Annotated in this window: 23 protein-coding genes and 1 tRNA gene; 20 read left to right on the top strand and 4 right to left on the bottom strand. The window is 48.3% G+C overall.

All coding sequences use genetic code 11. The features are described from left to right. Nucleotides 1-2: 2 nt before the first annotated feature. The 9 genes from B3A20_RS02405 (at nucleotide 3) to B3A20_RS02365 (ending at nucleotide 11,209) form a co-directional block, all read left to right on the top strand. Nucleotides 3-2,747 carry an AAA domain-containing protein gene (locus B3A20_RS02405; protein ID WP_290761430.1) on the top strand — a complete coding sequence of 915 codons (2,745 nt, stop codon included), beginning with the start codon at nucleotides 3-5 and terminating at the stop codon, nucleotides 2,745-2,747. Between the two features lie 114 nt (nucleotides 2,748-2,861). Beyond that, entirely contained in the window at nucleotides 2,862-3,164 is a 303-nt protein-coding gene (locus tag B3A20_RS02400; RefSeq protein WP_290761428.1) for a helix-turn-helix domain-containing protein, read from the top strand. A 136-nt stretch (nucleotides 3,165-3,300) separates the two neighbouring features. Next, nucleotides 3,301-4,092, top strand: coding sequence for an ATP-binding protein (locus tag B3A20_RS02395; protein WP_290761426.1), 792 nt, complete (start codon nucleotides 3,301-3,303; stop codon nucleotides 4,090-4,092). Nucleotides 4,093-4,106: 14 nt separating this feature from the next. Further along, nucleotides 4,107-5,339: a hypothetical protein gene (locus B3A20_RS02390; protein ID WP_290761424.1), complete on the top strand. Its 1,233-nt coding sequence runs from the start codon at nucleotides 4,107-4,109 to the stop codon at nucleotides 5,337-5,339. A 177-nt stretch (nucleotides 5,340-5,516) separates the two neighbouring features. Further along, entirely contained in the window at nucleotides 5,517-6,695 is a 1,179-nt protein-coding gene (locus tag B3A20_RS02385) for a PDDEXK nuclease domain-containing protein (protein WP_290761422.1), read from the top strand. A gap of 194 nt (nucleotides 6,696-6,889) precedes the next feature. Continuing rightward, entirely contained in the window at nucleotides 6,890-8,176 is a 1,287-nt protein-coding gene (purD, locus tag B3A20_RS02380; RefSeq protein WP_290761420.1) for a phosphoribosylamine--glycine ligase, read from the top strand. Nucleotides 8,177-8,295: 119 nt separating this feature from the next. Further along, nucleotides 8,296-8,775 carry a 5-(carboxyamino)imidazole ribonucleotide mutase gene (gene purE / locus B3A20_RS02375; protein ID WP_290761418.1) on the top strand — a complete coding sequence of 160 codons (480 nt, stop codon included), beginning with the start codon at nucleotides 8,296-8,298 and terminating at the stop codon, nucleotides 8,773-8,775. Nucleotides 8,776-9,172: 397 nt separating this feature from the next. Further along, complete coding sequence (locus tag B3A20_RS02370) at nucleotides 9,173-10,102, top strand: DUF3108 domain-containing protein (RefSeq protein ID WP_290761416.1); 930 nt, start codon at nucleotides 9,173-9,175, stop codon at nucleotides 10,100-10,102. Between the two features lie 123 nt (nucleotides 10,103-10,225). Next, nucleotides 10,226-11,209: a hypothetical protein gene (locus B3A20_RS02365; protein ID WP_290761414.1), complete on the top strand. Its 984-nt coding sequence runs from the start codon at nucleotides 10,226-10,228 to the stop codon at nucleotides 11,207-11,209. Nucleotides 11,210-11,275: 66 nt separating this feature from the next. On the opposite strand, the gene B3A20_RS02360 is transcribed toward B3A20_RS02365, so the two are convergent. Next, nucleotides 11,276-11,347 (bottom strand) — tRNA-Arg (locus tag B3A20_RS02360). Between the two features lie 185 nt (nucleotides 11,348-11,532). Then, the gene (gene rimO, locus B3A20_RS02355; protein WP_290761412.1) at nucleotides 11,533-12,846 is read right to left on the bottom strand and encodes a 30S ribosomal protein S12 methylthiotransferase RimO; all 1,314 of its coding nucleotides are present in this window, start codon (nucleotides 12,844-12,846) and stop codon (nucleotides 11,533-11,535) included. A 179-nt stretch (nucleotides 12,847-13,025) separates the two neighbouring features. Between rimO and B3A20_RS02350 the strand changes: the two genes are divergently transcribed. Beyond that, entirely contained in the window at nucleotides 13,026-13,970 is a 945-nt protein-coding gene (locus tag B3A20_RS02350) for a hypothetical protein (RefSeq protein WP_290761410.1), read from the top strand. A gap of 75 nt (nucleotides 13,971-14,045) precedes the next feature. On the opposite strand, the gene B3A20_RS02345 is transcribed toward B3A20_RS02350, so the two are convergent. Beyond that, nucleotides 14,046-14,588 carry an SPOR domain-containing protein gene (locus tag B3A20_RS02345; protein WP_290761408.1) on the bottom strand — a complete coding sequence of 181 codons (543 nt, stop codon included), beginning with the start codon at nucleotides 14,586-14,588 and terminating at the stop codon, nucleotides 14,046-14,048. 338 nt (nucleotides 14,589-14,926) lie between these two features. Here B3A20_RS02345 and B3A20_RS02340 point away from each other — a divergent pair, with 338 nt between their 5' ends. The 5 genes from B3A20_RS02340 to B3A20_RS02320 all read left to right on the top strand — a co-directional run bounded on the left by B3A20_RS02340 (nucleotide 14,927) and on the right by B3A20_RS02320 (nucleotide 20,395). After that, entirely contained in the window at nucleotides 14,927-16,861 is a 1,935-nt protein-coding gene (locus B3A20_RS02340) for a SpoIIE family protein phosphatase (protein ID WP_290761406.1), read from the top strand. A 115-nt stretch (nucleotides 16,862-16,976) separates the two neighbouring features. After that, complete coding sequence (gene rpsU / locus B3A20_RS02335; protein WP_014546541.1) at nucleotides 16,977-17,186, top strand: 30S ribosomal protein S21; 210 nt, start codon at nucleotides 16,977-16,979, stop codon at nucleotides 17,184-17,186. Nucleotides 17,187-17,311: 125 nt separating this feature from the next. Continuing rightward, nucleotides 17,312-17,782 carry a GatB/YqeY domain-containing protein gene (locus B3A20_RS02330; RefSeq protein WP_290761404.1) on the top strand — a complete coding sequence of 157 codons (471 nt, stop codon included), beginning with the start codon at nucleotides 17,312-17,314 and terminating at the stop codon, nucleotides 17,780-17,782. Nucleotides 17,783-17,869: 87 nt separating this feature from the next. Then, complete coding sequence (locus B3A20_RS02325; protein ID WP_290761402.1) at nucleotides 17,870-19,399, top strand: sigma 54-interacting transcriptional regulator; 1,530 nt, start codon at nucleotides 17,870-17,872, stop codon at nucleotides 19,397-19,399. Nucleotides 19,400-19,504: 105 nt separating this feature from the next. Continuing rightward, nucleotides 19,505-20,395, top strand: coding sequence for a LysR family transcriptional regulator (locus B3A20_RS02320; protein WP_290761400.1), 891 nt, complete (start codon nucleotides 19,505-19,507; stop codon nucleotides 20,393-20,395). Nucleotides 20,396-20,475: 80 nt separating this feature from the next. Here the strand turns inward: B3A20_RS02320 and B3A20_RS02315 are convergent, their stop codons facing one another. After that, nucleotides 20,476-21,093, bottom strand: a complete 618-nt coding sequence (locus B3A20_RS02315; RefSeq protein ID WP_290761397.1) for a hypothetical protein — start codon at nucleotides 21,091-21,093, stop codon at nucleotides 20,476-20,478. Nucleotides 21,094-21,384: 291 nt separating this feature from the next. Between B3A20_RS02315 and tyrS the strand changes: the two genes are divergently transcribed. The 5 genes from tyrS (at nucleotide 21,385) to B3A20_RS02290 (ending at nucleotide 25,429) form a co-directional block, all read left to right on the top strand. Then, a complete protein-coding gene (tyrS, locus tag B3A20_RS02310) occupies nucleotides 21,385-22,602 on the top strand; it encodes a tyrosine--tRNA ligase (protein ID WP_290761395.1) in 1,218 nt (405 codons plus the stop codon). Between the two features lie 8 nt (nucleotides 22,603-22,610). After that, entirely contained in the window at nucleotides 22,611-23,567 is a 957-nt protein-coding gene (locus B3A20_RS02305) for a 1-phosphofructokinase family hexose kinase (protein WP_290761393.1), read from the top strand. Nucleotides 23,568-23,577: 10 nt separating this feature from the next. Beyond that, nucleotides 23,578-24,291: a futalosine hydrolase gene (mqnB, locus tag B3A20_RS02300; protein ID WP_290761391.1), complete on the top strand. Its 714-nt coding sequence runs from the start codon at nucleotides 23,578-23,580 to the stop codon at nucleotides 24,289-24,291. A gap of 16 nt (nucleotides 24,292-24,307) precedes the next feature. Next, on the top strand, nucleotides 24,308-25,099 hold the full coding sequence (locus B3A20_RS02295) for a 1,4-dihydroxy-6-naphthoate synthase (RefSeq protein WP_290761389.1): 792 nt from the start codon (nucleotides 24,308-24,310) through the stop codon (nucleotides 25,097-25,099). A gap of 126 nt (nucleotides 25,100-25,225) precedes the next feature. Next, a complete protein-coding gene (locus B3A20_RS02290; protein ID WP_088641383.1) occupies nucleotides 25,226-25,429 on the top strand; it encodes a hypothetical protein in 204 nt (67 codons plus the stop codon). Nucleotides 25,430-25,520: the final 91 nt, after the last annotated feature.

Genomic DNA, 25,520 nt, shown 5'->3' with positions numbered 1-25,520 from the left:
TCATGAACCCGCGCGAAGTTCTCGTATTAATCAAAGGTGAAATAAAAACGGAAGAGGTGGAAACTCTTTCCTTTGATGATGCTAGCCGGAAATGTAAGGTTGTTTTTCGTAATGGTAGTGCTTATGAATATAGTGCCGGTAATGTTGTTTGTCTTAATAACCCTTGCCAGCATGATTTCAAAAAACAGAAGATTTCTGTAAATGGCATTGAACTTTACAATATTGAAAACATCTATGAGTTTTGTGACGCCAAATCGAACAAAAAATATTGGCATATTGTTTTCAAGGATAAGGCTAAAACCTATAAGTGTGATGAGCTGAAGATCCTGAATGAAACGAAGGATTCTTTTCAAAGTGCCGTCTTGAATTATCTGAAGGATGTCGCGGCAAATAATCCCTTGTTGGTTCAAGAGTTTTGTGAAAATGATAATAAGAAAACGGATGCCTCCTTATTGCAAAAGCAATATGACAAAATAAAAGGAATCTACGAAGGTGAAGATACCGCGTTGGCTCTTTATTTGAAGTCAGGAGCTCAAAAGGACTTGCAAACTACAGAGACTCAAAGTCTTGTTTTCCCGTTTGGTTGCAACCTCAGCCAAATCAAAGCAGTTCAAAATGCGTTCAAATATACAATTAGCCTAATTCAAGGTCCTCCAGGAACCGGTAAAACACAGACGATTTTAAATATCCTGGCCAACTTGCTGATTCAAGGGAAGACCGCGTTAGTCGTATCCAACAATAATAGCGCCATAAAGAACGTCCAAGAGAAGTTGTCTCAATATAAATTGGATTTTCTTTCGGCTATGCTTGGTAAAGATGAAAATAAGACATCTTTTATTGAATCGCAAAAGCCTAGAAAATTGGAACCTCCCATAGAAAAAAATCGTCCGAGCCTTGCTTCGTGGCAAAAGAACATATTAAAGAAAGTTTCCGACGCAAAACGGCTTTTTAGTGAGCAGAATGAGTTAGCTCGCGTAAAGACGGAATTTGAAAGTGCGAGAGTGAATTACGAGCATTTTAAGGACTATCTAGATGAATTGAAAATTTTAGACTACTCCGTTGAAAATCGGAATGATCTAAATCAATTCGATATAGAATCCGTAAGAAGCCAACTAGAATCAAATCTTAAGAATAACCCGTCAAGAAACAAGTTTTCTTTTTTTACTCGTGTTTGGCTGCGTTTTGTTAAGGGGCTTTCTAATTGGAAATTTCTCAAGGGTGATGTTGCTGCGATTATAGCAAGTCTTGAAAATTTCTGTTTTATAATTCGATTGGCTGAATATGGAAATCGCATTAAGTCTTTGGAAAATTCTGTAAAGGCTAATGAGCGGGCAGCGTCTGATTTGCAGAGCTTTTCAAAATTGATTTTGTATGAGAGTGTTTTTCGAAAATTTTATTTGCGTAAGGAACAAACTATCTATAAAAAAGAAGATTTGTCCCGTAGGTGGGGTGATTTTCTTAAAGATTATCCAATTGTTTTCAGCACTACGTTTGCGTCAAAGAGTGCGCTTAGTCCAAATGCCGTTTTTGACTATGTGATTATGGATGAATCTTCGCAGGTTGATATTGCTACGGGTGCGTTAGCTATTTCTTGTGCGAAGAATGCCGTGATTGTTGGCGATAGTAAGCAACTTGAAAAGGTGACGACAAGAGAAGAAAAGGAAAAGTATCAAGAAATTTTTGAAAAGCATAAAGTGCCTCAGATGTATAACTGTGCGGATGTGAGTTTCTTGGATTCTATTGGTCGCTTTATTCCCGAAGCAGCTAAAACTTTGTTGAAAGAACATTATCGTTGCCACCCGAAGATTATTGAGTTTTGTAATCAGAAATTCTATGACAATCAGCTGGTTGTTCTTTCTAACAATACAGAACAAAATCCGCTGGTAATTCATTGGACGGCTCCGACTAGTCGAGAAAATAATGTCAACCAGAAACAGATAGATGCAATTGCTCAAGAAGTGATGCCAACACTCAAAACGACCGATGTAGGGATAATTTCCCCTTATAACAAACAGTGTAATGAATTAAGAAAGTTTATTCCGAACATTGATATATCGACCATTCATAAGTTTCAAGGCCGTGAAAAGGAAGTGATAATTTTTTCAACGGTAGATAATGTTTTGACCGAGTTTTCCGGAGATCCGCAGATAATAAATGTGGCTGTTTCAAGAGCAAAGAATAAGTTTATATTGGTTGCTTCCAAACAGGAACAGCCAAAGGGTAGTATTCTTGATGACCTAATAGGTTACATTCAATACAATGCCGGTGAGTCTGTAGAAAGTAGGGTTTATTCCATTTTCGATGTTTTGTTTAGTCAAAAGTGCTGCACGAATTTCAGAAACATGGAAAGTATCTCGAAATATCCTTCGGAAAACATTGCGTACAGAATGATTCGCGATGTCTTGAAAACTTGCCCAAGTTTAGATGTGTTCTTTGAGTATCCAATGAATCATCTAATTCGAGATTTTTCAAAAATAGCGGATAATCAGGCGTTGCTCAGTTATGCCAAACATCCTTCAACGCATATTGATTTTCTAATTACGAACCGTATTTCAAAAACGCCTGTTTTGGCAATTGAAATTGATGGTGCGAATTTCCATAAGCAAGAATCTGTTCAGGCAGAACGCGATCGTATGAAAGATTGTATATTAGAAAGGTATGGCATTGATTATGTGAGATTTTCTACCAAGGGAAGCAATGAACGCGAACAGCTTGAAAGTAAATTGAAAGCGTATATGGTGAATTAGGATTAGAAAGAACTGAAATGCCTCGGAAAATAGTTGCATTTTGTCACTTTGTGTCAAGTGGATGGAGTTATATTTAGGTAGAATAGGAATCCCATGGACTAGAGGAAAATACGAATGTCTTTACAGCAAGAAATTCTGAATGGCGAGAGCCGCACCTTGGAATACAAGGTGGAGCTGCCCGAAGATTCTGAAAAATGGGTCAAGTCTATCGTTGCTTTTGCGAATGGGGCGGGCGGCAAATTTGTTGTTGGCGTTAATAATCGTCGCGAGTTTATTGGCATCCCTAAAAAAGCCGACTTGTTCGAACTCAAGGATAGTATTGCCGATAAACGATGGACTCCCGTATCGTTCGCTCAAGGTGACCGATGCCGATATAGCATTTCTTTGCAAGGACTTTTCAAAAAGGGCCAAGCGTAAAATTACAAAAGCGGATTTAGAAAACTTGCATCTTCTGACAGGTCGTTCGCATGACAAGGCGACGAATGCGTTGGCTATTCTCTTGGGCAAGCATGAATATACTTCGCGAATTCAGTGTGCCCGGTTCCGTGGAACTATGCGAGCTGACTTTCTAGATAAAAAGGATTATAATGGCCCCCTCTGCAAGCAGATTGACGATGCTTACAAGTTCGTTCTCAACCACCTGAATATGGCCATCGAAATAAACGGGGTCGTTCATGATGAAAAGTACGAACTCCCGCCGAAAGCTATTCGAGAGCTAATAATCAATGCTGCAATCCATAGGAATTATCAAATGAATTCCAGCGTGCAGGTGGCTGTATATGATGACCGTGTGGAGATTTCTTCACCGGGAACTCTTTACGGAACGCTGACTCTTGAAGAGGCCTTGAGCGGTCGCTCGTCTATCCGTAACAAGACTCTTGCCCGCACTTTGGAAAAGGTTCATGTTCTCGAAGGATGGGGCTCCGGTTTCCAGCGGATTAATACGTTGTGTCAGGAATATGGCGTGGCCCTCCCGGAATTCACCGAAATCGGGGATATGTTCCGAGTGAATTTTTATCGCCACATTAACGGCGGAAAAGTGGCGATAAACTCAAAAAGTGGCGATAAAACGGCGATAAATCCCGAAAATGGCGATAAATATGGCGAAAAAGTGGCGATAAACGCCGAAAACGGCGATAAAAGTGGCGATAAAAAATCGACAAAATTCAAGAAAATGATTGTCGAATATCTTGCCGAACACGATGAAGCCCGTTCTCAGGATATTGCGACATATATTGGATTGAAGGTCTCCCGAACAAGGGATTACCTTTCCGAACTCGTGGAAGAAGGCAAGATTACTCCCAACGGAGCAAATAAAAACAGAACATATTCTTTGAAGACTTGATGCCGGGAATAACTATGCAACCGCTAAAACTTGAAGATCTTACCGCCCAGTTCGACAGCGTCGTCCGCAGGTATCGCGACGGTGGCCTTATCGCTTACCGTGATACGCGCTATTTCACGAATGACATGCTGAATCTTTTCGAGCGAATCGAAAGGCTACGCCTGTTTGTAAATAATGACGGCGCCAAGAAGGTCCTGGTCCATTTCACGAAAAAGCTCGGGAACCTGAACATTGACGACTCGAACGGCGAAATGTCGATTCTCCTGCCGGAATTCAAGAATCTTTGGATGGTTTTCCTGAATACGGCGTCGGCCGATGTCGTTACCGAATGCCGCAAGTGGATAGAGAACAACATCCTGAAAACGGAAATGTGGCTTGTGGAAGACGAACTGTGGGATGTGTACAACGAGGCGTTCAACAGTGTGGCCGACCTGAAGGCGAAACTCAAGTATTTCGACAAGATTATCGAAAGTGAAAAACAGAGTGACAGTTTCCGCTCGTACCGCATAGGGGGTTGGGCCCGTTCACGCGCTACCGTAATGCGTAAGCTGAAAATGGACCATTCCGAAGTCAAGAAATATCTTGCCGACTACGCGAATTTTACGGATTCCGCCTTTTTGCTGTTCGATATTTTGGTGGAACAATCGAAATTCGAAGAAGCTGAGAATTGCCTAAAGTACTTGCTGGCCGCTCATGAAAACTGGTCGGGGCTTGCTGAAAAGGTCCATGCCAAATTGAAAGAAATGTACCGTGCGACAGGCCAAACAAAAAAGTTCGGCGATATGCTGAAAACAATGGTTGTTGCGCAATCCAGAATGGATTTTTACAAGGAGTACAAGGACTTTGTTCCAAAGCAACAGTGGAAAGACGCTCTGGTTGAATTATTGAATTCGATTACCAAATGGGATTTTCGGATGGATGTCCTTGCGTATGAAAACATGACGGATGAACTCTATGCGTTTTTTTGCAGGGTGTTTTCGATTGGGCCGAGCTTTTTTTTTTTCAAGCGTTACGGAAAGGCGCTGTGCCCCAAGTACAATGCAGAATTTGTCAAGATGTTTGTGGAATATTTGGATGGCGCGATGGAACATGCTAGCAACCGTAAGGAATACAGGAATGTTGTCCGTGAAGCGGGCGAACTGCTCAAGTTCGAAGGCGGCCTCCCGGAAGTCAACCGGCTGAAAATATCTTGGCTGTCGCGGTTCAAGAATCGCTCGGCCATGAGAGACGAGCTGGAAAAAATTTAGTCTCGTCAGCTGTTCGGAATTTCCGAACAACTGCGGCTGAGCCTAGTGTAAAATTTCCTTGCCCCTCTTGCCAGAATCCCAATATTATCTACATTTCTGCTGCGGTTCCTAATAGTGCAGGCTCCGAAAGGCATTTGATGATTATCAAATGTTTTTCTTTTTTTCAAAGGAGCCACTATGTCTAAAAAGAAACTAGCTTCGTCAAAGAGCAACGCGAACCTCAACGCCGACTTCATAACGGATTTGAAGAGCATCGTTTCTACGGCACGGAATATGAGTTTTCGTGCGGCAAATCTGATGCAGGTCGCCTGCAATTGGCTACTGGGCTGGCGAATTGTGGAACAGGAACAGCAGGGAAAGGCGAGGGCTGATTATGGGAAACATGTTGTTGAAACGGCTTCCGAAAATTTAACTGCTGAATTCGGAAAGGGTTTCTCGATCGCATCGTTAAAAAGTTATAGGAAGTTTTATCTTAATTTTCAGGATTTACAGGTATTTCAAACTCTGCCTGTAGAGTTTAAGAAAGCGATTGCTGCAAAAGGGCAGGCATTGCCTGCCCTTTTTGAAAGTGAGGAAATAAGGCAGGCTCTGCCTACCCAATTGTCATGGAGCCATTACGAATGCCTTATGCGTGTCTCTGACCTCGAAGCTCGAATGTGGTATATGCAGGAAACCGCCTCGCAACAATGGGATTATCGCACCCTGAAGCGGAATATTGCGTCTCAATATTACTATCGGTTAATGCAAACGCCCAAGGCCAAAAAGGCTACCGTTGTCAAGGAAATGAAAAAACTGACGGCCGATTATCAGAAGGAGCGTTCGGAGTTTATCAAGAATCCTTTGATTGCAGAATTTCTTGGAGTAAATCAGGATGCTGCGGTGACTGAGTCAACGTTGGAAAATGCGATTTTGAATCACTTGCAAAAATTCCTGATGGAAATGGGGAAAGGCTATGCTTTTGTTGGTCGTCAGCAACATATTCATACAGAAGATGACGACTATTATATTGACTTGGTGTTTTACAATTACATGCTGAAATGTTTTGTTTTGATAGACTTGAAAACAAGAAAAATATCGTACGAAGATGTCGGGCAAATGGATATGTATCTCAAGCTCTACGACACTTACAAAAAGACCGAAGGAGATAACCCGACAATTGGCATAATTCTCTGTTCAGACACTAATGCCGATGTCGCTCGTTTTTCAACACTTGCAATAAATAAACGCATGTATGCAGCAAAATATCTGACCTACATTCCTTCTAAGGAAATTCTGGCTCGCGAGATTGAAATGCAAAAGGAACAGTTTATTGAGCAATACGGAAATTTAAAGAAAAGAAGTAAAGCAAAAAGCTAAGGTTTCAGAGATTGTCGAGAACCATTTTGCCAACGCCGGCATCATACAATTAGTAAAAAGCGGGGCTTAACTCTGCGTATTGTTAAAAGACGGCCTTTGGGAGATAATGAATTAAGGGCTTGTCGCGTGGGTGACTTTTTCTCGCTCTCTGCATTTTTCTACATTTTCCCCCGTACAAGTATAAGGACTCGCTTATGAATATTCTCGTCGTTGGTAGCGGTGGTCGCGAACATGCCATCGCTCTTGCAGTCAAGAAGTCGCCGCTGTGCGACAATCTCGTGTGCGCTCCGGGCAACCCGGGCATGGCTAACCTCGGCAAGTGCGTGCCGGTGGATGTGGCCGACCCGAAGGCAATCGCTGACCTCGCGGTTGCCGAAAAGATTGACCTCGCGATTATCGGCCCCGAAATTCCGCTGGTCGCGGGCGTGGTGGATGAATTCCGCCGTCGCGGGCTGCGCGCTTTCGGCCCGACTGCTGCTGCTGCCGCGCTCGAAGGCTCCAAGGCTTTCAGCAAGGATATCATGAAGAAGTACAACGTGCCGACGGCAGCCTTCGAAACCTTCACCGATCTCGCCTCCGCCAAGAAGTTCCTTGCCGAACACCCGGCTCCGATCGTGGTGAAGGCGTCGGGCCTCGCTGCAGGCAAGGGCGCCATCGTCTGCATGACCGACAAGGAAGCGAACGACGCTGTCGAGGAAATGCTCGGCGACAAGGCGGTGTTCGGCGAATCCGGCAAGACGGTTGTGATCGAAGAATTCATGGACGGCGAAGAAGCCTCCATCTTCGTGGTTTGCGACGGCAAGGACTACGTGATTCTCTCTTCTGCCCAGGACCACAAGCGCGTCTTTGACGACGACAAGGGCCCGAACACTGGTGGAATGGGCGCCTACAGCCCGGCTCCGGTGGTGACGGACGCTCTCCTCGACGAAGTGAAAAAGACGATTATCGAACCGACCCTCAAGGGCATGGCCGCCGAAGGCAAGCCTTACACGGGCGTGCTCTACGTGGGCATCATGGTGACTGCGAAGGGCCCGAAGGTCGTGGAATACAACTGCCGCCTCGGCGACCCCGAATGCCAGATTGTGCTCCCGCTCTACGACGGCGACGTGCTCGCATTGTTCGACGCTGCCGAAAAGGGCGAACTCGCCAAGCTCGGTGCCCCGAAGGCTCCGAAGGGCAGCTCCGCAATCGTGGTGCTCGCTAGCAAGGGTTATCCGGGTTCCTACGAAAAGGGCAAGGTCGTGACGGGTATCGAAGAAGCCGAAAAGAACGGCGCCCAGGTGCTCCATGCCGGTACCAAGATGGTCGATGGCAAGCTGGTCACGAACGGTGGCCGCGTGTTCGGTGTGGTGGGCCATGGCGAAACGCTCCAGGCCGCTCTCGACATCGCTTACGAAGCCGCCGAGAAGGTTCAGTTCGAAGGCAAGTTCTACCGCAAGGACATCGGCAAGAAGGGCTTGGCCCGACTGGCGAAAAAGTAAGAAAATCCCCAAACGTGTCATCCTGAGCGAAACGAAGTGAAGTCGAAGGATCTCTTGCTTAAGGACGTTTTGCTTATCGAAAGCGCTCTGTTGTATGATTTGAACAAGGAAACTTAAATATGCAGATTAATGAAGTTCCGAATGCAAAGGTCGGTATCGTTGCGGGTAGCAAGTCCGACCAGGAAACTGTAGACAAGATCACCGCCGTGCTCGACAGCTTCGGCATCGTGTGGGAATTCAACATTCTCTCGGCACACCGCACCCCGAACGCCACAGCGAAGTATGCTCGCGAAGCCGCCGGGCGAGGCCTCCAGGTCCTCATCGGTGTTGCTGGCCTCGCTGCAGCCCTCCCGGGCGTGCTCGCAGGGCACACGATTCTTCCGGTCATTGGCCTGCCCTGCGCCGGCGGCCCGCTCAACGGCGTCGATGCCCTGCACTCCATCGTGCAGATGCCCCCGGGAATCCCGGTGGCCACGGTCGGCATCGGCAACGGCAAGAATGCCGGTTACCTCGCCGCCCACATCGTCGCCCTCTCTGACGCAAGCGTCAAGGAAAAGCTCATCGCTTACCGCAAGGGCCTCGGTGACATCGAAGGCTAGTTAGAAGTAGTCGGTAGGAAGTAGGCTGTGCTATAGTCGCGCTCCGCTCCCTCTGAGCATGCGCCTGCGGTGCGTTTCTCATGAAAGTTGCACCGAAGGTGCGATTATAAAGAGCTTAATACCTAAAATCAACCTCTAATACTTTTTTTTAAAACAAGCTCCAAAAGCGTTAAATTGCGTTATTAGCCATTAACCAATGACCAATGACCATTGACCAATAACAATTAACTTCATTCGCCGGCATCCTGCTGGCGTTTTTTGTCCCCTTCCGTCTCTTATATCTTACTTTTCATCAAAAAACTTTCATCTCTCGTCTCTCGTCTCTCGTCTAACGAATCCCTACTTTTATATATTGTCCTTATCTTAAATTTTATCCATTAAAAGAGTATTGGGGCCTATGTTTTATCGTGCTTTGAAAAGTGTTTTGTTGTTTGCGCTTACTTTATCGATTTCATCTATGGCGGCGGAAACCTCGGTTTCGTCTTCGTCCGCGCAGTCCCAGCCTGCAACGCAGTCTCTGCCTGCACAAGTATCCAACGCGCAGTCTCAAAGCGCGGCGGCTCGCGTAGTGCAATCTTCAAGTTCCGTGGCCTCTTCCTCAGCTTCGCTCCCCAAGTGGCAAACTCTTCCCGAAGTCAATGCTCCGTGGATGAAGGGCGAACGCCTTGAATATGAACTCAGCTGGGGCTTTATCACGGCTGGCTATGCTACGCTCGAGGTCAAACCTCGTAAAGACGGCAAGACCGAATTCCTGACTTTTGCAACAGCCAACAAGACGGTCAATAAGTTTTATCCCGTCCATGACACGGTTTACACTCTTGTCCACAAAAAGGGCCTTATGACGGACGTGTTCCGCAAGTCCCTCCACGAGGGGACGTTCCACAACAAGTCGCTTATCCGTTTTGACCGCAATGCCAAGAGGGCTGTGCTTTCCGATACCGTGTTCAAGGATGCCGACCAGCACAAAGTCAAGCGCTCTGCCGATACGTCCGTGACCATTACCGGCCTCGAACACAGCATCATGTCTGCCTTTTATCTTGTGCGGACCATGCCTCTGAAAGTTGGCGAAACTTCGCGTTTTTCGGCTGTGAGCGGCAAAAAACGCTATGAACTCAAGGTTGTCACCCATGGCAGGGAAACTATCAAGACGGACCTTGGCTCGTTCAAGACCGTTAAGGTTGAACCGGTACTCGATGGCGATGGCATTTTCAATTCCAGTGGCCGTATATTCATTTGGTTTACCGATGATGACAAGCGGATTCCGGTGCTCATGCAGTGCGAAATCAAGCTTGGGAGCATCAAGGCGACGCTGACGAAGGTCAAATAGACATATTTGAACCTTACGAAAATGTAAAATCAAACGAAAAAACAACTTTTACAAGAAGTTTTTGAAAAAAACTTAGATAATAAGTTATATTCCAAGCGTGGTTATTTATTTGAGGTTTTTTCAATGCTGAAAAAATTGTTGTTGTTGTTGTGTCTCTCGAGTTTAGTTGCATGGGCTGCCCCTGCAAAAGCGCGTAAAGCGAAATCCAAGAAGGCAACTCCTGTTGCTGAACAGACCGTTGAAGCTCCTGCAGCCTCGGCTGATGCTGATGATGGCTTTATGTCTGTTGCCGAAACTGCGGCTCCGGCAGCCAAGGTTTCCGATGAAGACGAAGAAGAAGAAAACGTCGAAGCGTCTATGGCAGGTATGAATGCCGCACAGCGCAAGGATTTTCTCGCTCGTAAAAAGTTCGAAGAAGAGCAGCGTCTGGATGAATATGCAAACTCCGAACGCCGCCGTGACTGGCTCAAGGACCGCCTTATTTTCGAAATGGGCCTTGGTTCCCGCATGCCGTTCATGGGCGAATCTGGCATGGGTATGGGCTTTGGTATCGGTGCCGAATACATCACCCGTTGGCATGTTGGCGCCTATGCATCTTATGGCTTCTTGCCGAAGGTCAAGGACAGCGAGTTTGAATACTGGCAGCTTGAAGGCGGTACGGGCTATAAGGTCGGCTTGAACTACTACTTCTTCCCGAAGATTCCTATCCACTTGGGCTTGTCCGCTTCTTATGGTACGGTCTACTTTGACCACGATATGGAACCGGAAAACAACGTCCGCAAGCTTATTTCTGTGAATGGTTTCCAGTTCGACGTGTTGATTTCTTACCTCACGAACGAATGGTACTATCTCCAGTTCTCCTTCGGTATGTACTACGCGCCGGATCTCGGAAAGGCTCCGGAAAACAACCCGAGCTACAAGAAAACTGTGGACTCTAGAACATCTGCAGTCGATACCTATGCTTCCCGTGTCGTGAATAAGGATGGCATGAGCAAGACGGGCATCGTGTTTGGCATTACCATCGGTTACGCCTTCCCGGAATTCTTCCCGGATGATACCGAAAAGCGCCGTCGCCAGCGTGAAAAGGAACGCAGGAACGCCAAGTAGTTGCTAGCGTAAATGCGAAAAAGCCCGCCAGTTCAAAGGAACGGCGGGCTTTTTGTTTGCTTTTAATACCCATGTCCGGAATCGAACCGGAATACCTTCCTTCGGAGGGAAGGACACTATCCATTGTGATACACGGGCGTGAGCCTTTAAGGCGGGTATAATATAATAATTTAGACGAGAGAAGAAAAAGTGGTTAGTAAAAAGTGGTTAGTAAACAGGAATGAATTTAGTGATTAGTAAACAGTGGCTAGTAAACAGGAATGTAAAAAGAACGTTCTTATTGCAATCCTAACCACTAACCACTAACCACTAATCACTAACTCCTAATCCACAATCTTCACCACAAGTTCATGCGGTTCGGCATCCACGACAAGTGCGTTGTGGAATTCTCCTACGTCGCCATCGCCCTCGATGACTTTCACGATATCGTCGTTTTCCATCGAGTTGCCTTCCGTGCGGCCATAGAAGTGGTATTCGCTTTCTTCAGCGACCTGGTCGATGATAATCTTGACTGTCTTTCCAATCATGTTCTCGGCGTATTCGGCGGCGAGTTCTTCCTGGTAGTCCGTGACTGCTTCGAGCCTTGCGCGGGCGTCGCTTTCGTCCACGGCGGGGAGGTCCATTTCCATCACGGGAGTACCTTCCTCTGGGCTGAACACAAATCCGCCCAGGTGGTCAAATTGCACGTCTTGCAAAAGTTCCATCAGCTCTTCGAAGTCTTCGTGCGTTTCGCCGGGGAACCCGACGAGCACAGTACTACGGAGCGTCACGCCCGGAATGCGTTCGCGGATCTTGTGCAACAGTTTGACAAGTTCCTTTTTGCGGTAATTGCGCTTCATGAGCTTCAGCATCTTGTCGCTGGCGTGCTGGATGGGCATATCGACGTACTTCACGAGGCGCGGTTCCTTTGCCATCAAGTCCAGAAGTTCATCGTCCACAAACATCGGATACCAGTAAAGCATGCGAATCCACGGGATGTTCGTGTTGTCAAGCAGAGCGCGCAAAAGTTCAACAAGCGTGCCGCCTTTTTTGCCCTTTTCACGTCCAAAGTAAGTCGTGTCCTGTGCAATCAAAGTAATTTCCTTGACGCCCTGCGCTTCGAGGTCCTTTGCCTCTGCGACGATGTCTTCGATAGAGCGAGAATCCTGCTTGCCGCGGATGAGTGGGATGGCGCAGTAGGCGCAGCGGCGGTTGCAGCCTTCCGCAATTTTCAGATAAGCGTGGTGGCTAAATCCTCCCAAGTTCATGCGGGGGAGGTTCTCGGCGTCACAGCTCTGCGGAGCGACAATGCCCATCTTCTTCAAAAGTTCGCCCGGCTTGTACGTGCCGACCCAGTAGTCCACCTCGGGCAGTTCCTTCATCATCTCTTCGCCATAGCGGCCGCTCAGGCATCCCGATACAATCAGCTTCTGCTTTGCCTTCTTGGCTTTGGCCTGGGCAAGAATCGCGTTGATGGATTCTTCCTTAGCGGCTTCGATAAAACCGCATGTGTTCACGAGGATGTAGTCCGCCTTCCCGGCGGTATCACAGGTCGCAAAACCTGCATGGAGCATTTCGCCGACGAGGTTTTCCGCATCGACCTGGTTTTTAGCGCATCCGAGATGCACGACAAATACTTTGGGCTTTTTTGTAGGCATATCCCAAATATAGATTTTACCCCGTATAGCCCAAGCTCCGTAAACTAGATAACGGCGTTCTTTTCGGACCTCCTCTAGATGAACCCTGCCCCTTTAAGTGTTTGTTTGTGCGAAATTTCGATTGCTTTTCAAAAAAATCTTTGCTACATTGCTCTAAAAATTAATGTGGAGAAAATTTTATGAAAAAACTTATTCTTGCATCGGCGTTCATGTTTGCCATGACCGCTTGCGATGATGGCAGCAGCCCGACATCTAGCAATACCCCGTCTACGCCGGATACAGGAAACCAGGCTGTTGTTGATCCGGTTGGTGGAGATCCGGCTAATGGCTTTGTCCAAAATCAGGAAAATCAAAATATCCCGGTCGTCGATGCGGGCGAGCCGTCTTGCACGGTTACTACGACTGCTAATTCCGTAACCACAGTGCAGACGTTACCCGGTGTGGGGACCTATACCTCGACCGCAGTCAAGAACGGTTCGCGTTATTCAAGCATCACGTCGGAATACTGGTATGCCGACAACGCGACTGCTGCTGACGAGTGTCAAAAAAATAAAGAGGAGGCTAGCCATTGGCTGGATGGCTCCATGAAGGTGACCTGCTCTGGCAACAAGATTTTTGTTGAAGAAGTAGATGAGGGCGACCTGAGCGAATATGAAGCCGATTTCAGGGAAAACTGTGAAGAATTCAAGGTCTGGGCAAAGAATTATTCGGCATCGTCCAATCCTTCTTCATCGACCGATCCCTCATCCACGATTGTCGATATTGGCGGCTATAAGTGCGAAGTATCCCGTTCCGGCAAAACCGTTACAATCCTCCAGTCCTATAAGGGCCTTGGTTTTGAGGAGACTACTTCGTTTGAAAGTGGCACGCCGGTAGGTGTTCGAAAGATGACGTTTACCGACGCTGAAGAAGCTGCTGAAGAATGCTATGATCAAAAGGAAGAGGCCGAAGATTCCAATGACCCGCTGTACAAGGTTGAATGTTCCGGCAAAAACGTCGTGGTGACCAAGAAGGTCAAGGATGAGTTTGGTTGGGGCGTTGACGGCTTTGAGGAGTATTACAAGTCCTGGTGCGAAGATCAGAAGCGTCGCCTGAAAAACGGCGAAATAGACATGCTCATCTGATGATGAAAACCGCTTGAAAATCAAAAAAAAGGCTCCGCAAGTGCGGGGCCTTTAACAGTTCGTTGCTTTTGTAAATTACATGTCTTCGCTTGCGCCAGGCTGGCCAATGCGGTCGTTCTTGCGGTTGTCCACCCATCCGGCGTAACCCTGCGGAGCGAGGACTTCCTTGCCAAACTGCTGGGCGTTTGCAATCGTGGAGAAATATCCGACACGTACGCGGTAGAACGTGCCTTCGAGTTCGCCTGGATTTTCAACTTCGGCAACGTATGCCTTGATGCCCTGGTCAGAGAGCTTGCTTACGACATTGTTTGCTGCTCTTCTGGAGGCCTGGATGCTCACCTGGATGACGAACGGGCCGGAGGATTCCTGTTCAACGCTAGATACCGGTGCGGCCGGTTCTGCAGGAGCGGCCTTTTCTTCGCTAAGAGACTGGATGGGGACCAAAGCCGGTTCTTCCTGGGCTGGTTCCGGTGCGGCTTCTTGTACGGGAGCTGGTTCTTCGACGGCAGGCTTTACTTCGGCTTGAGGAGCCGGTTTTTCTTCCTTGCTACCGCAGGCGGAAAGTAAGGCGCATGAAAGGGTTATTGCCCCGATTAACGATACCGATTGCAGCTTCATTGTTGTACTCCGCGTTAAAAAATAATGGCTTCGGCTATTTTGGAATATTCTTACAAATAATATACATAAGTCTTTGATACTTCGCAAGTTACGAAGATTTATTTTTGTGAAAAAAGTTGATATTTTACAAAAAATTACGCAAAAAAAACTAGTTTTTACCTATATTTAGTGCTCAAATGTTTAATGGTTTTGCGGCGCGCTGAATCGGTGTCTTTTGCAGTGACGTTATTCGTCGAAATTTTTTTGGGGAGTTCCTACACAAGTCCTGTTTAGTTACATATATTTTCGCATGTAATAAAAAACGATTTTTGTCGTAGCAAAAAGAAAAGGTTTTCCTTATGGGCTTCAACATGCACGGACTGGCGTTCAAACAGTCCATGATGACCCTAGTCGGTTTCAGCATCGTGTTCGCGACGCTGTTCGGGGTTCTCAGTTTCAAGGTGCAAAGCGAGCTTTCGACACTGCTCACAGAAAAGGGCGAAGAGATCAGTCTCGCCAATGTCGCCATTATTGAAAAACTTTTCGAAAAAGGGAAAAAGATTGGCGATGAATATGCCGAAGTGCTTGGCAAGGAAATGCTTTCGGGGAAGGACCTCGACGACTTCTTGACCCAGGCTGTCTTTGACGCCCGCCAGACGCTCCCGCAGGTACTTGCCGTGGTTGTCGCTTACGAGCCGGGTATGGCGCCCAAGGCAAAATTGCATCAGGAAGTGATGCGCCTTGCTCAATATTCAGGTAACGAAATCAAGCTCTTGAAAGGCAAGGATTACCTTGAAAAGACTTGGTACAAGAGCACCAAGAACTTGCAGAAGGGGCTTTGGCAGGAACCGTTTGTCGGTGATTTTATCAAGGAACCGATTGCAATTTATACGGCACCGATTTACCAGAAGGATGCCTACGGGAACACCGTTTTTGCGGGTGTTCTTTGCGTCGATATGTCGATTGCGTTCCTCAAGGAAACCGTGGCGTCGATTCCTGTGTCGAACTCGGGCTATGTTGTCGTGCTGTCTGCGAACAATACCATTATCGCTCACCCCAAGAACGAGATTGTCTTTAAAGAAAGTTTGTCCGACATCTCCGGAGGAATGACCGCGCAGACGGTTACGGAATTCGAAAAGACCGTGCAGAGCATGAGGAAGGGCCTCTTCATGGGAACAACTGCAGATGGCAAGGATGCGGTCATTTACTTCAAGGCGATGGAATCGAACGGCTGGACGTTTATGATTGTATGGCCCGCGAGTGAATTCATGGAAAGCCAGCGCTCCCTGGAAAAAATGTTTGCGTGGATGTGCTTTGCCGGCTATGTCGTGATGCTGCTTTTGATATTTGTGATTTCGACCAGGGTGTCCCGTCCGCTCAAGGAACTTGCCGTGGCGGCGAACAAGATGGGGCAGGGCGACTTTGATGTGGCGATTCCGCACCTTTCGGGGCGTGACGAGATTGCCCAGTTTGGCTGGGCGTTCCTGAACATGCGCACTTCACTTAAGGAGCACATGGAAAAGCAGAAGGATCTGGACCGCATCGAAAGCGAACTTGATTTTGCAAAGGATATCCAGATTGGATTTTTGTCGATGGACGAAAAGGAGGAAGGCTCAGGAGATCCGTATCATGAACTGACTCCGTTCCTCTTACCGGCGAAGGAAGTCGGCGGTGACTTTTACGATTTCTTCAAGCTCGATGACGGACGTCTATGCGTGGTCGTGGGGGATGTCTCTGGCAAGGGCGTGCCTGCCGCGCTGTTTATGATGGTTTCGCGCATTGTGCTTCGAACGATGGCGCAGAACTTAAAGTCTGTTGCCGAGACGTTTGAAAAGGCAAACTATGAGCTGGCCAGGCGCAACCGGGCGAACATGTTCGTGACGGTGTGGATGGGCTTTGTCGATTTGAAGACCGGGCATGTGGAATTTGCGTCTGCCGGGCATAACCCGCCTGCTATCCGCCATAAGGATGGCTCGGTTGAATTTGCAAAGAGCAAGGCCGGCGTTGTCATGGCGGCGATGGAAAACTCGCGCTACAAGATGCAGACGCTTGAACTTGCTCCGGGCGATACGTTATTCCTCTACACTGATGGCGTCACTGAAGCGACTAACGAACACAATGAACTGTTCGGCAACGACAGACTGCTAGACGCGCTTACGCATGGGGGCGGAAAAGGCACCAAGGAAATGTGTCGCTTTGTCAAGCGCCAAATCGACGCGTTTACGCGCAACGCTTCGCAGTTTGACGACATTACCATGCTCGCAATGGAATATAAAGGGGGTAATATAGGTTAGGGCTGGCGTTGCAAAATTGCGCTCCAACCGCTAAAAAATTGTTACCCTTGACGGAATAGAAAAAATTAGGTATATTTGGCTATCAAAAAATTGAATTTTTAACCAAAGGATTATCGTGATCGGCGTTATTGTTAAGTCCAACGAACCGTTCGAACGCGCTCTCAAGCGTTTCACCAAGTCTTGCGAAAAGAATGGCATCATCTCCGACGTCAAGAAGCGTCAGCGTTTCGAAAAGCCTTCCGAAGAAAAGAAGCGCATTGAAACTGCAGCTCGTCGCAAGCGTCTCAAAGAGATTGCTGACCAGAACCGCAAGCGTCTCTACTAATTCGATTCCTTAATCGGACTTTGTTAAGCTTTAATGAGTTGTCGGCTAGTGCTGATGACTCATTAGGTGTTTTATAACAAATCTTCATCGCTTGGAGCGAAGCGTTATAATCGCTCGAGGTCAATATGAGTTGTGCTTTGCTTACCCAGATTCTCGACGACATCAAGACAGCCATGAAGGCCCACGATGCCGAAACTCTCGGAACTCTTCGTACGCTCCATTCTGACATCAAGAACGAAGCTATGAAATCTGGTGCCACTCCGGCACAGATTACCGAAAGCATTACCGACGCCATGTGCATCGATGTTCTCGCCAAGAGCGTGAAGCAGAAACAGGAATCCATCGAAATCCTCAAGAAGGGCGGATTCCTGGACAAGATTCCGGCTGAAGAAGCTTGCATTGCACTTTACCGCAAGTACATGCCTGCCGAAATGACCGAAGACGAAGTCAAGGCCCTCATTGCCGAAATCAAGGCTGCAACGGGCGCCTCTTCTCCCAAGGACATGGGAAAGATCATGAAGGAACTCTCCCCGAAGGTCAAGGGCCGCTTTGATTCCAAGCGCGCTTCCGCACTCGTTCAAGAAGCGTTGAAGTAACGCTACGCTTCCAGCCACGCTTTGTCATGCCCGCCTCCGAGCGGGCATCTCCATTTTATACAGTTCAAAAATTTATATTGTTAGTCCATGCCTACGACTCACGCCAAGATTCAAGAACTGGAGCTGCTCTACAAGATCAGCTCTATTTTGAACCAGAGTCTTGATTTCGAAACGGTGGCGCATCCTGTATTGCAGACCGTCGAATCGGTGATGGGCGTCGAGCATGCGACCCTCACATTGTACAACCGTCATACCGGCGAAATCTCCATTGAAATTGCCGAAGGCTTGAGCAGTCGTCAGGCGAGCAAGGGCCGTTACAAGGTGGGCGAAGGCATTACGGGCCGAGTTGTTGAAACGGGTAAGCCCATTATCATTCCTTCCGTCGCGAAAGATCCGGACTTTTTGGACCGCACGGGCCGCGGCAAGACCGAAGACAAGGCGTTCCTTTGCGTTCCGATTATCATGGAACAGGAAGTCGTTGGTGCCCTGAGTGCTGACGAGCACAATCCCGACGAAGCGAACCTCAACGACCAAATTCATTTGCTCGAAATTATCGCGCAGATGCTTGCGACTGCCGTAAAACTCCGCCGCCAGGCCCGAGAAGAAAACGAAATCCTCAAGGCCGAAAACGAACGTATGGCGATGGAACTTAAGGCGCGTTTCCAGCCGGATAACATCATCGGTAAAACGCCCGAGATGCAACAAGTCTATACGCGAATTGACCAAGTTGCAAAAAGCCCGCTCCCGGCGCTCATTGTGGGCGAGGTGGGGACAGGCAAAGGGCTTGTTGCAGAAGCCATACATTTCCGTTCTGACCGCAATTTAGGGCCGTTCGTGCGAGTGCATTGCGCGGCCCTCCCGGAGTCCGTTTTGGACCGGGAGCTTTTCGGTAGCGAAAAGGGCGCCTTGGTTGGCGTCGTCAACGAGGCGCCGGGCCGCGTCGAGCAGGCCGAAGGCGGAACGCTATTCCTCGATGAAGTTGCGGAACTCACTCCGAACTTGCAGATAAAGTTGCTTCGCCTTTTGCAGCAGGGTGAAATGGAACGCGTGGGCGCCCGCTTCCCGAAAAAGGTGAACGTTCGCGTGATTTGTGCAACGACCAAAAATTTGCAGCAGATGGTCTCGGATGGGGCATTCCGTGAAGACTTGTATTACCAGCTCCACATCGTTCCGATTTACGTGCCGCCGCTTCGCAAGCGCCGCACCGACATTGTGCTTTTGGCGGATTACTTTGTTGAACATTACTGCCGCTTGGTGGGTAAAAACGTGCGCCGCCTTGCTCGCGGTACAATCGAAATGCTCATGAGCTACCCGTGGCCAGGCAATGTGCGCGAACTTGAAAATGCGATTGAACGTGCGGTGCTCTTGACCGAAGAAGATGTCATCTATCCACATCACTTCCCGCCGACCATCCAGACCGATGAAACCAGCGGAACGCCCGTGAGCGGAAACCTCAAGCTCATGGTCGAGGCGTACGAACGCGACATCATTTGCGACGCCCTCAAGAGCAGCAAGGGCAAGATGGCTGCGGCGGCCCGCAGTCTCTCGACCACCCCGCGCATCCTCACTTACAAAATTAAACAGCTCGGCATCGACCTTGCTGCTTTTAGCAAGTAGCAGTTATGTTGTCATGCCCGCCTGATTGTCATGCCCGACGCCTGTCCTCGCTTGACGGGGATGATCGGGCACCTCCCTCTCGTCTAAAAACCTATATTTCACCCCATGGAACTGACTCAGCTCAAATACTTCTTGGAAGTAGCCCGTACGGAACACGTGACGCAAAGCGCGAAGAACCTCTGCATCGTTCAGCCGGCGCTTACGCAAGCTATCCACAAGCTCGAAGATGAGCTGGGTGTATCGCTGTTCAAAAATTCCGGGCGTAACATCAAACTCACGGATAGCGGAAAGTTCTTTTATGAAAAACTCCAACCGCTTTACGAGAATATGATGGCGCTTCCGGCACTCCTCAAGGAGACGGCGAACAAGCTGAATAACAATGTCAAGCTGAACGTTCTTGCGGCATCCACGCTCATTACAAGTGCAGTGATTGAGTATAGACGAAGTAATTCAGACATTGATGTGGATATTGTGCAGAACGAGGAAACGAGCGTTTTCGATATTTGCGTGCGCACTTACGCGAACTACAGGCCCGAACTCGACAATACCGAAAGCGACGAGACCTTTGTCCATTCTGAAAAGATTTTCTTGGCGGTTCCGAATACGGCGCAGTACAAAAAACTCGATTCTATTTCGCTTTTTGACTTGAAAGATGAAAAGTTCATCCGCCTTTACGGTTCCAAACAGTACCGCCAGATTTGTAACGAACTCTGCGATAGCATCGGATTTCATACAAACGTTACATTCGAAAGTGATAACGCCGCTGTTGTCAAGGAAGCGGTTGCCGCAGGCATTGGCGTTGGCTTCTGGCCTGAGCTCTCATGGGGCAAGATGGACCACAAACGTGTCAAGCTTCTCGAAATTACCGATACGGATTTTAAGCGTGATATCGTGGTATCGCTCCGCCGTAACAAGCAGGATAATTCCAAAACAGAAGAATTCTACAACTTCTTGACCAAGTATATCCTTCGCCGTCAACAGAACAAACGGAAATAATCACGCTTGCGTGACAGGACTGTAAAAAAGAAAAGCCTCCATGTTAGACATGGAGGCTTTTCAATGGTTTAAATCAACAATTAGTTGAACGTGTAGGATGCCACGATGGAGAACGAATTGGAGGAGGCTTCGTTCTTTTCACCACGATAGTTACCGTCAGCGGAGTGATGGGAGAACGAGAATGCCACGCCGAGAGCGTTTTCATCGTTCAGCCACCATTCTTTGCCGACGGTGATGTTGAAGCCGAAGCCGGCATCAAGATTGTCGAAGTTGTAGGAGTTGCTGTTTAGAGAAATGCTTATGTCGGTAATGCCGAAAGAAGCGCTGGCATAAATGTTTTGTTCGGGGACGACGTAATAAGTTAAACCGCCGCCGAGCATAAGCATGTTGAAACCGTCGTGTTCAAGAGACTCTTCGTCGCGCCCGGCTTTGAATTCGAGGTCTGAGTAAATGGCGTTGCCAATGAAGGTAAAATGAAGGATTAAGTTGGGGTATATAGTACCGCCGAGTTTAAAGGATGCTTCGAATGCACCGCCGTCGCAAGTCATCTTACCGAGACCGCCTTCAATCTTGTCTTCAAAGCTGGAATAGCCTGCACCCATCGTGGCGTTCAAGAAGAAACCGTCATGGGTCTTCGGGGCAGAAACTGCAAATGCGCTGATGGCAGCGAGTGCAATGGACAAAAGAATTTTTTTCATATAATGTTTTCCTGATAAGTTTTGCGAGCAAAACTAACAAATGAATGTGATAATTAAAGTGCAAAATTTGTGTTTTTCTGTAAAACTATTTTTACATGTATCATTGTGATACTATGGACTGCTAAACTTGATTTGTTTCAAAGTCGAATTGGGTGGCCCCGTTTTACTTAATTGCTATCTTTAACCCGTTATGATTATCCATTCCTTTAAAATGGGCTTCCAGTGATTAGCGGTTTAGACTTGTATTTCCCTAACCACTAACCACCAACCACTAACCACTTAATTAAAAACATGCAATTCCGTCCTGTAAAAGAACAGCTTGAAATTTTGATGCGCGGCGTTACCGATGTTGTGCCGCAAGATGAACTCGAAAAGAAACTCCAGAAGTCCTACGAAACGGGCAAACCCCTCCGTATCAAGATGGGGGTCGATCCGACGGCTCCGGACGTACACTTTGGCCATACGGTCGTGATGCGCAAGCTCCGCCAGTTCCAGGACCTCGGCCATACCGTCGTGCTCATCGTGGGTGACTACACCGCACAGATCGGTGACCCGAGCGGCCGCAATAAGGCACGTCCGCGTCTCACGCACGAACAGGTGCTCGAAAACGCAAAGGAATACCAGGAACAGTTCTTCAAGGTCGTCCGCCGCGACCAAGTGGAAATCCACTACAACGGCGAATGGTTCTCTAAGCTCCCGTTCAGCAAGGTGACCGAACTCATGGGACAGTTCACTGTCGCCCAGATGCTCGAACGCGAGGACTTCCACAACCGCTATACGGCCAATACGCCCATCAGCCTCCACGAATTCATGTACCCGATGATGCAGGGGTATGATTCCGTCGCTATCCAAAGCGACGTGGAACTCGGCGGCACTGACCAGAAGTTCAATGTGCTCCGTGGCCGCGACCTCCAGATTTTTGAAGGCATGGAACCGCAGATCGGTCTCTTCATGCCGATTTTGCTCGGTACTGACGGCAAGGTTAAGATGAGTAAGTCCATCGGCAACTACGTTGGCCTCAATGAACCGGCTGACGTGATGTACCACAAGATTTACAGCCTTGCCGACAGCATTGTCGAGAACTGGTTCGAACTTTTGACCAACATCCCACTCGAAGAAATCAAGCAGATGATGGCGGACATTGCCGCAGGCAAGATGAATCCGAACGATGCCAAGCACCGCCTCGCTATCGACATCGTGACGCAGTATTACGGCGCGGAAGCCGCCGAGGCCGCTGCCGCGAAGGAACGCGAAATCCACAGCGGAAACGCTATCCCGAGTGACGCTCTCGAATGCTCCGTCGATGCTGGCTCGTATGGCGCCCTCGACCTCCTCGTGAACATCAAGGCTTTTGCCAGTAAGGGCGAAGCCCGCCGCATGGTGCAGAACGGTGGCGTAAAGATTGGTGGCGAAAAGCTCGCCGATCCGCAGGCCCAGATCGAAATCAAGGGTGGCGACCAGCTCGTTGTCCAGGTGGGCAAGCGCAAGTTCTACAAGGTGAACTTCTAAGGTAAGCGATGTCAAGGGAAATCTTAGTTCTCGGTTTGAATCCTGCTTGGCAGAGGGTGTTCTTTCTGGACAAGTTTACTCCAGGCGAAGTCCACCGCATTCAGAAGGTCAAGGAATACGCATCGGGCAAGGGCATCAACTGCTGCCGAGTGTTACAGCTTTTGGGCGGCACGCCCCGTTTGATGCATTTCCTCGGTGCCGGGAACGGAGAAAAAATTTTTGACGAGCTTTCTGCTTGCGGCATCCAGCAGGTGCCAATCTGGATTCGCGAGAATACGCGTATCTGCACGACGATTGCTTGCAACGGTGACACGACGGAACTCGTGGAACCGTCTCCGACTCTTGCGGATTCCGAGAACGACGATTTTGCACAAACGCTCAACGATTATTGGGATTCAACGCAATACATTGCTTTGTGTGGAACGTTCCCGCAGGGCTTTAACGCAAAGATGTTCAATGACCTAGACTTTAGCGACAAGCATATCTTTGTCGACGCTATTGACGGCATTGATGATCTCCTTGCAAAAGGCGTGGACCTCCTGAAAATCAACATGCTGGAATACTGCAAGCTCCTAGAACGCATGGGCATTCCGCAGGTGAAGTCTAGCCCGCAGTTCTGGAAGATGACGGCGACCGCAGTCCTTGAACGCCTCCCGATCAAGAACCTTGTCGTGACCGAAGAGGATGCTCCGGTGCGAGCCTTCCGCCTCATGGAAAAGAAGTTCCAGGGCATCCAGTTGCAACCGCCTACAATTACGGTCAAAAATGACATTGGTGCCGGAGACTCGTTCTTTGCGGGCTGGCTCTATGCTTTTGAACAAAATCTGAGCTTTGAAAGCTGCTTGGCGAAGGCTACTGCTGTGGCGAGTGCTCGCTGCGAAGTTGAACGCCCGTGGAACTTGAGCCTCGACCGTGTTGCAGAACTGGAGGCCGATCTTTCGACAAAGGTTGAACGCCTCGAATAAGGACTTTGCGATGGAAAACGACTTTGTTCCTTTGTTTGCTTTTGCCTCAAACGTGGAATTCTTTGGCGTCTTTCCAGAATGCAAATCCTTTGTCCAGAATAACATTCGTTTAGGCGAAATCATCGAACTTCCTGAAAGCCGTGGCTTTGCTGTAGTCCTCGGCGTGGGAATGTTGGAATTTGCAACAAATTTATCCGTTTTGCTCTCTCGGTTTGCCGCCGAGGGGCCTTTTACGCATGTAGTGCAGGCTGGAATTTGTGGCGCCTATCCGGACCGCGGTCTTGAAATCGGCGATGTCGTCCGTGTCGATTCCGAAATTGTAGGGGACCTTGGCGTTGTAGAATGCGATGGCACGTTTACGCCGTGGCACAAGGTTTGCGGAAATCCTACAAATGGCGCTTTGCCTAGCGTGCACGCACAAGTTTACGAATCCTCGTCGTTGCGGGGTGTTCCCACCTGGCTTTCTGGGCTAAGGTCGGCAGCAGGGTTTACGGTCAACTGCTGCACGGGGACTGCCTCTATGGCAAAAGAACGTAGCGAAAACTTCAATGTCGATGTCGAATCAATGGAAGGTGCCGCCTGTTTTTCGATTTGCCATGCCTTTTGTATTCCCTGCTACGAAATTCGCGCCGTAAGCAACTTTGCCACCACCCGTGACAAATCCACTTGGCGCATTGCCGATGCACTTGCAGCCCTCCGCACGGCTCTAAGTTCTAAGTTCTAACCACTTCCTACTGCATATGCAACTCTCCCTCGGTATTTCCACTTGCCCTAACGACACCTTCATTTACGAAGCCTTACTTCACGGTCTCGAAAATTCCCCGTTTGAATGGAAAGTCACGTTTGCCGATGTCCAGACGCTCAACGAAATGGTCTTGCGTGGCGAACTTGATGTCGCAAAGATTAGCGCTCAGGTCTATCCTCAAATTGCCGATACGTACCGTTGCCTCGGTTGCGGGGGTGCAATCGGGTACGGCTGTGGCCCGCTTTTGCTCTCTTCGCAGTCTAATGTGTTCAATCCGGAACTTTTGACGACCCTCCCGGGCGCAAATACGACCGCTGCGCTCCTTTTCAAGTTCTGGTACGCCCATCAGTTCAAAAATGCCCCAAAACTCGAATACGCCCTCTTTAACGAGGTTTACCAGGGGCTCCTCCACAAAAGTATTCCCCAAGGCGTGACAATCCACGAGCACCGCTTTACGTGGAAACGTGATGGTCTGCACCTTTTGCAGGACTTGGGTGCCTACTGGGAGCAGGAAACAGGCTCTCCGATTCCTCTTGGAATTGCAGTTGCAAAAAAGGAACTGGGCAGTGCAACTATCGAATCCGTTGAAAATGAAATTCGCCGTAGTCTCCAGATTGCCCGTCAAAGGTGTAATCCTGTGACATCGTTTATCGTCGAAAAAGCGCAAATCGATGATAGCGAAGTCATTAAGTCGCATATCGCCATGTTCGTAAATGACTTCTCGGAAAATGTCGGTGAAGCTGGCTGGATGGCTCTCGAAAATCTGTGGCGGTTATCACATTGTTAATAAGTTGTTGAATTGTGCTAAATCTATGTAATAGTTTATAAACGTAAACATAATTTTGCAAAACGGCGAATTTTTAGCAAAAACTTTATTTATTTTCCAAAAAGCATCTTTTTTTGGAGTTTGCTTATGAGTTTAGTAAACGATCTCGAACTAGAAATTGAAAATTTCAAACGCGAATACGAGAAATTCGAACGCGGCAACAAATCTGCTGGCACGCGCGCGCGCAAGGTCTTGCAAAACATCAAGAAGACCTGCCAGGAAATCCGCGTTTCAATTCAAGGTGCAAAAAAGGAGGAGGAGAAGGAGGACGATCTTCCTAGCGAGGATTGACAGATAAGTTTTCCCTAGAGGCTATACCTGTGTATTTTTTACACGAAAAATGGCGTTTTTGACGAAAAGTATTTGACTAAAGTCATTTTTG

Origin of the sequence: Fibrobacter sp. UBA4297 (assembly GCF_002394865.1) — a bacterium.
Taxonomy (GTDB): Bacteria; Fibrobacterota; Fibrobacteria; order Fibrobacterales; family Fibrobacteraceae; genus Fibrobacter.
This window is presented reverse-complemented; position numbering and strand designations above follow the sequence as displayed.

Bases quoted from the DNA above. Each gene is read 5' to 3' on its own strand.
- B3A20_RS02405 (WP_290761430.1), top strand. From the start codon at position 3: ATGAACCCGCGCGAAGTTCTCGTATTAATCAAAGGTGAAATAAAAACG.
- B3A20_RS02400 (WP_290761428.1), top strand. From the start codon at position 2,862: ATGTCTTTACAGCAAGAAATTCTGAATGGCGAGAGCCGCACCTTGGAA.
- B3A20_RS02395 (WP_290761426.1), top strand. From the start codon at position 3,301: ATGCGAGCTGACTTTCTAGATAAAAAGGATTATAATGGCCCCCTCTGC.
- B3A20_RS02390 (WP_290761424.1), top strand. From the start codon at position 4,107: ATGCAACCGCTAAAACTTGAAGATCTTACCGCCCAGTTCGACAGCGTC.
- B3A20_RS02385 (WP_290761422.1), top strand. From the start codon at position 5,517: ATGTCTAAAAAGAAACTAGCTTCGTCAAAGAGCAACGCGAACCTCAAC.
- purD (WP_290761420.1), top strand. From the start codon at position 6,890: ATGAATATTCTCGTCGTTGGTAGCGGTGGTCGCGAACATGCCATCGCT.
- purE (WP_290761418.1), top strand. From the start codon at position 8,296: ATGCAGATTAATGAAGTTCCGAATGCAAAGGTCGGTATCGTTGCGGGT.
- B3A20_RS02370 (WP_290761416.1), top strand. From the start codon at position 9,173: ATGTTTTATCGTGCTTTGAAAAGTGTTTTGTTGTTTGCGCTTACTTTA.
- B3A20_RS02365 (WP_290761414.1), top strand. From the start codon at position 10,226: ATGCTGAAAAAATTGTTGTTGTTGTTGTGTCTCTCGAGTTTAGTTGCA.
- rimO (WP_290761412.1), bottom strand. From the start codon at position 12,846: ATGCCTACAAAAAAGCCCAAAGTATTTGTCGTGCATCTCGGATGCGCT.
- B3A20_RS02350 (WP_290761410.1), top strand. From the start codon at position 13,026: ATGAAAAAACTTATTCTTGCATCGGCGTTCATGTTTGCCATGACCGCT.
- B3A20_RS02345 (WP_290761408.1), bottom strand. From the start codon at position 14,588: ATGAAGCTGCAATCGGTATCGTTAATCGGGGCAATAACCCTTTCATGC.
- B3A20_RS02340 (WP_290761406.1), top strand. From the start codon at position 14,927: ATGGGCTTCAACATGCACGGACTGGCGTTCAAACAGTCCATGATGACC.
- B3A20_RS02330 (WP_290761404.1), top strand. From the start codon at position 17,312: ATGAGTTGTGCTTTGCTTACCCAGATTCTCGACGACATCAAGACAGCC.
- B3A20_RS02325 (WP_290761402.1), top strand. From the start codon at position 17,870: ATGCCTACGACTCACGCCAAGATTCAAGAACTGGAGCTGCTCTACAAG.
- B3A20_RS02320 (WP_290761400.1), top strand. From the start codon at position 19,505: ATGGAACTGACTCAGCTCAAATACTTCTTGGAAGTAGCCCGTACGGAA.
- B3A20_RS02315 (WP_290761397.1), bottom strand. From the start codon at position 21,093: ATGAAAAAAATTCTTTTGTCCATTGCACTCGCTGCCATCAGCGCATTT.
- tyrS (WP_290761395.1), top strand. From the start codon at position 21,385: ATGCAATTCCGTCCTGTAAAAGAACAGCTTGAAATTTTGATGCGCGGC.
- B3A20_RS02305 (WP_290761393.1), top strand. From the start codon at position 22,611: ATGTCAAGGGAAATCTTAGTTCTCGGTTTGAATCCTGCTTGGCAGAGG.
- mqnB (WP_290761391.1), top strand. From the start codon at position 23,578: ATGGAAAACGACTTTGTTCCTTTGTTTGCTTTTGCCTCAAACGTGGAA.
- B3A20_RS02295 (WP_290761389.1), top strand. From the start codon at position 24,308: ATGCAACTCTCCCTCGGTATTTCCACTTGCCCTAACGACACCTTCATT.
- B3A20_RS02290 (WP_088641383.1), top strand. From the start codon at position 25,226: ATGAGTTTAGTAAACGATCTCGAACTAGAAATTGAAAATTTCAAACGC.